Source organism: Amnibacterium sp. (assembly GCF_025463795.1).
Taxonomy (GTDB): Bacteria; Actinomycetota; Actinomycetes; order Actinomycetales; family Microbacteriaceae; genus Amnibacterium.
In genome coordinates, this window is the sequence record NZ_JAODBE010000045.1 from 1 (window position 1) to 3,867 (window position 3,867).

Below are 3,867 nucleotides of genomic sequence, written 5' to 3' on the forward strand. Positions count from 1 at the left end.
CCGCGCTCGCGCCGCCGATCGTGGGCGCCGTGCACCAGCTCAGTGGCGCGTGGACCGCTCCCATGGTCGTGGTGCTGGCGACGACGTGCGGCTTCCTCGTCCTCAACCTCGCGGCCGCGACGATCGCCGGGCGGCGCGCGCCGGGCTGAGGCGCCCGGGCCTGTGGCCGGATCGCGGGACGGGCGTGCTGGCATGGCGTGCTGCCGGAGCGCGTCGCCGGGTCGTGGGGCGCAGCCTTGCTCACCTGGTCGCCGTCCCTGACGGCCGGGAGATGGTTCTCCACAGCCTCCGGTTTTTCGAACGTGTGTTCTAATTTCGTGGTACGATGAAGTCATGGCCGCGGATGCTGAGGGACCCCACGAGAGCGGGCCGGCGCGTCCGCGCGACGTCACCCCGTGGCTGCCCGAACTCGTGCCGCCTGCGCAGCGGATCCCCGGGGACGCCACCGACTTCGAGCTGCTGGACGCGGTCGAGGCGCTGCACCGCACGCGGGCCCGACTCGACCTCCACCGCGCCGATGTGCTGGCCGCGCTCTGGTCACGGCGGCGGGTGCACAGCGCCGACGACGAGGCCGCCCTGCGCGAGGTCGCCATGATCAGCGGCGTCTCGCTGACGGCCGCCGAGCGGATGCTCGCGGCCTCGCTCACGCTGAAGCAGGGGCTGGCCGACACTCGGGAGCAGCTGCTCGACGGCACCCTGCCCTGGTCCCACGTCGAGGTGATCGCCGCAGGCGCGAAGCTGGTCGAGCCGGAGGACGTGGACCGGTTCGAGCAGGAGGCGATCCGCCTCGTCACCGGAGCCGGGATCGGACAGGCGAAGGACCGGATCCGGCAGCTGATCGACCGGCTGCATCCGGAGCAGATGACCGAGCGGCACGAGGCGGAGCGCGCCGAGCGCGACGTCACGATCGAGCCCGGGGCGAACGGGATGGCCTGGCTGCACCTGTACCTCCCGGCGCCGGAGGCCGTCGCGATCCACGACCGGCTCACCAGGGCCGCGATCGCCCTGCACGGCGAGGAGGGCGAGACCCGCTGCATCGGGCAGCTCCGCGCCGACGCCGCCATCGACCTGCTGCTCGCCGTGCTGCCCGAGGCCACGGACTGGGAGGTGCTCGACCGCTCCCGTCGCACCTGGAACTCGCTCGACATCGTGCCCCAGGTGCACGTGACGGTGCCGGTGCTCACCCTGCTGGACCGAAGCGACGAGCCGGGGCACCTGCGGGGCTACGGACCGATCGATCCCGAGACCGCCCGCCGCCTCACCGCGCAGGCCCCGAGCCTCTACCGGGTCCTCGTCGATCCCGGAACGAACACCGTGGTGCAGGTGGGACGCGAGCACTACGAGGTCCCGCCCCCGCTGAGACGATTCCTCCAGCTGCGCGACGAACGGTGCCGGTTCCCCGGGTGCAGCCGCAACGCGAATCTCTGCGACATCGACCACACGATCCCGTGGGCGTGGAACGGCGAGACGAACGCCGACAACCTCGCTCACCTGTGCCGGGTGCATCACCGGTTGAAGGAACGCGGGTGGTCCGTGGTCCTCGAGGACGACGGGGTGATGCACTGGACCTCACCGTTCGGGCGACGTCGCACCACCCTGCCCGCGGTCGCCCTCGCCGCCTGAGCGCGCTCGGGTTTGGCGCGAGGCCCCGCGACTCTGCCGTCAGCCGCTGAAGGCGATGGCGAGCCCCCAGGGAACGCCGGCAGGGACGTCGACGTCCAGGCGAAGCGGACGATCGCCGGATGCGGAGTCGAAGCTCCCCGCTGTCAGGGCGCCGCCTTCCTGGTTCCCGGCGCGGCCCGCCTCGGTCTGGAGGTAGTCCCTGCCCTCGTAGGCGGTGCCCGCGCGGTAGGCGGTCCAGCCCGCCCAGCCGGCGAGCTCGGTGACGAGGAACACGGTCGCACGGCCCTGAGCGAGCGCTGCCGCCGGCCGAACCAGGGTCAGGGTCTCGGGGCCCCGGCCGCGCCACTCCAGCACCCGCGGCACGGCGGTGCCGAGGCTGCCGGCGAGATGCGCTGCCAGGTAGGGCCCGATGCCCGCCGTGCGGCCGGCCTCGAGGTTCCGCAGGAACCCGGCCCGGGTGCCCTCGTCGATGTCGACCGGACTCGGCGGCGGCGGTGCGTCGGCCGGGTCGAGCGTCTCGGCCCGGACCGGCGCCTGGACCGCCGGCGTCGGAGGGCTCGGCGCCGGCGGGTGCAGGGCGAGGACCGCGAGGGTCGCGATCACGACCGCGCCGGATCCGACGGCCACCATCAGCCCGCGAGGTCGGCGCGACAGGCGAGGCGACGGGGCATCCGAAGGCGTCTCCGGAACCGGCTCATCGGCCGGAGGCGGCTCGATCCGCGCCGCCTGGGCGGCCTCGATCGCCGCTCGGTATCGGGCGTGGTCCTCGCCCGTCGCGCCGGGGGAGTAGAGGCGACGGCGGAGCTCCTCGACCGACACCTCGTCGCGCGTCGCGTGCTCCGACATCACTCCTCATTCTGCGCGTTGCCGGCCGCCGGTGGACGACTCCGCAGGGTCTGCCGGCGTCGGCCCCTGAACGGCTAGCGTCTCCGGATGATCGTCGGGTTCGACTACTGGCAGGTGCTGAGCCACTACCCGGACCGCATCGGACACCTGATCGACCTGCACGCACGGGCCGGCGACGAGGTGCACATCGTCTCGGCGATCGGGCGGAGCCGGATCGGCACGATCGAGCAGGAGGTGCGGACGATCACCCCGCACGGGACGGTGCACGAGGTCGTGTTCCGCGATCCGCGGGAGTCGCCGTTCCTGAAGCTCGCGAAATGCCGGGAGCTCGGCATCGAGGTCTTCTACGACGACCGCGACGACGTCTGCCGGGTGCTGAACACGCACGGCATCCTCGCGCTGCGCGTCACCCGCCGCGACGGATCGACCTACGACCTCGGCGCGGAGCGGAGGTGAGGTCCACGCGGGGCGGGTGCGGGCTCCATCCGCTCGATCAGCGCGTGGTGAGCACCAGGAGGAACTGACCGCCGCCGGGCTCGACCTTCGTGGTGACGGCGAGCTCGGGCGAGAGTCGGGACAGCCGATCGGCGAGCCAGGCGCCCGCGCGCTCGGCGTCGTCGCGGGTGGGGCAGCGCGCCACGACCTCCCGCCCGCCCTTGCGGGAGAGGCGCTCCGCGGTCTCCACGATGGGGGCAGGCTCGATGACGAAGATGTCCGAGGGCCAGGGCACGACCGCCCTCACCGCTCCCTTGCGGGTGTTGCAGGCGCGATGGGCGAGGCGCTCGTGCGCAGGAGCGCCCTTCTTGGACTTGGCGCTCGTGACGGCGTCGATGCTGGGCCCGCGCGGATCGTTGACGCTCATCGTCGGGTCCACCGGCTTGTCGCACAGCCAGCAGCGCCAGCCGGCACGATCTCCGACCTCCGTGAGGGTGCTCATGCTGCGACGGTACGGGGTCGGGCGAGGGACCGGCCCCAGCGGGTCGGCCGTCAGCCGATCGAGCCCCACGTCGTCTCGGCGATCTGGACGATCTCGGGCAGCTTCGCCCACTGCTGGTCCTCCGTGAGCACGTTGCCCTCCTCCGTGGAGGCGAAGCCGCACTGCGGGCTGAGGGCCAGCTGCTCCAGGGGCGCGAACTCGGTGGCTTCCCGGATCCGCTGCTCGATCTGCGCCGGGTCCTCGAGGGTGCCGGACTTGGAGGTGACGAGGCCGAGCACGACCCGCTTGTCGCCCTCGGGCAGGAAGCGGAGGGGCTCGAAGCCGCCGGCGCGCTCGGTGTCGTACTCGAGGAAGTAGCCGTCGTAGTCGCAGGCCTCGAGCAGCTGCCGGGCGACCGGCTCGTAGCCGCCGGACGCGATCCAGGTGGAGCGGAAGTTGCCGCGGCACACGTGGGTCGTGAT

General features: G+C 72.8%; 4 protein-coding genes and 1 pseudogene. 2 read left to right on the forward strand and 3 right to left on the reverse strand.

Going from position 1 to position 3,867, the window contains the following annotated elements; genetic code table 11:
* Positions 1–333 precede the first annotated feature (333 nt).
* Complete coding sequence (locus JWQ92_RS04100) at positions 334–1,623, forward strand: HNH endonuclease signature motif containing protein (RefSeq protein ID WP_297343189.1); 1,290 nt, start codon at positions 334–336, stop codon at positions 1,621–1,623.
* A gap of 39 nt (positions 1,624–1,662) precedes the next feature.
* On the opposite strand, the gene JWQ92_RS04105 is transcribed toward JWQ92_RS04100, so the two are convergent.
* Positions 1,663–2,469, reverse strand: a complete 807-nt coding sequence (locus tag JWQ92_RS04105) for a hypothetical protein (protein ID WP_297343190.1) — start codon at positions 2,467–2,469, stop codon at positions 1,663–1,665.
* Positions 2,470–2,556: 87 nt separating this feature from the next.
* On the opposite strand from JWQ92_RS04105, the gene JWQ92_RS04110 reads away from it, so the two are divergent.
* Positions 2,557–2,925 (forward strand): hypothetical protein, encoded by a 369-nt coding sequence (locus JWQ92_RS04110; protein ID WP_297343191.1) that lies wholly within the window; start codon positions 2,557–2,559, stop codon positions 2,923–2,925.
* Between the two features lie 37 nt (positions 2,926–2,962).
* Here the strand turns inward: JWQ92_RS04110 and JWQ92_RS04115 are convergent, their stop codons facing one another.
* Both JWQ92_RS04115 and JWQ92_RS04120 read right to left on the reverse strand, forming a co-directional pair.
* A complete protein-coding gene (locus JWQ92_RS04115) occupies positions 2,963–3,406 on the reverse strand; it encodes a hypothetical protein (protein ID WP_297343192.1) in 444 nt (147 codons plus the stop codon).
* A gap of 50 nt (positions 3,407–3,456) precedes the next feature.
* Positions 3,457–3,867: pseudogene (locus JWQ92_RS04120) on the reverse strand (5-methyltetrahydropteroyltriglutamate--homocysteine S-methyltransferase); the annotation flags it as partial.

Bases quoted from the DNA above. Each gene is read 5' to 3' on its own strand.
- JWQ92_RS04105 (WP_297343190.1), bottom strand. From the start codon at position 2,469: ATGTCGGAGCACGCGACGCGCGACGAGGTGTCGGTCGAGGAGCTCCGC.
- JWQ92_RS04110 (WP_297343191.1), top strand. From the start codon at position 2,557: ATGATCGTCGGGTTCGACTACTGGCAGGTGCTGAGCCACTACCCGGAC.
- JWQ92_RS04115 (WP_297343192.1), bottom strand. From the start codon at position 3,406: ATGAGCACCCTCACGGAGGTCGGAGATCGTGCCGGCTGGCGCTGCTGG.
- JWQ92_RS04100 (WP_297343189.1), top strand. From the start codon at position 334: ATGGCCGCGGATGCTGAGGGACCCCACGAGAGCGGGCCGGCGCGTCCG.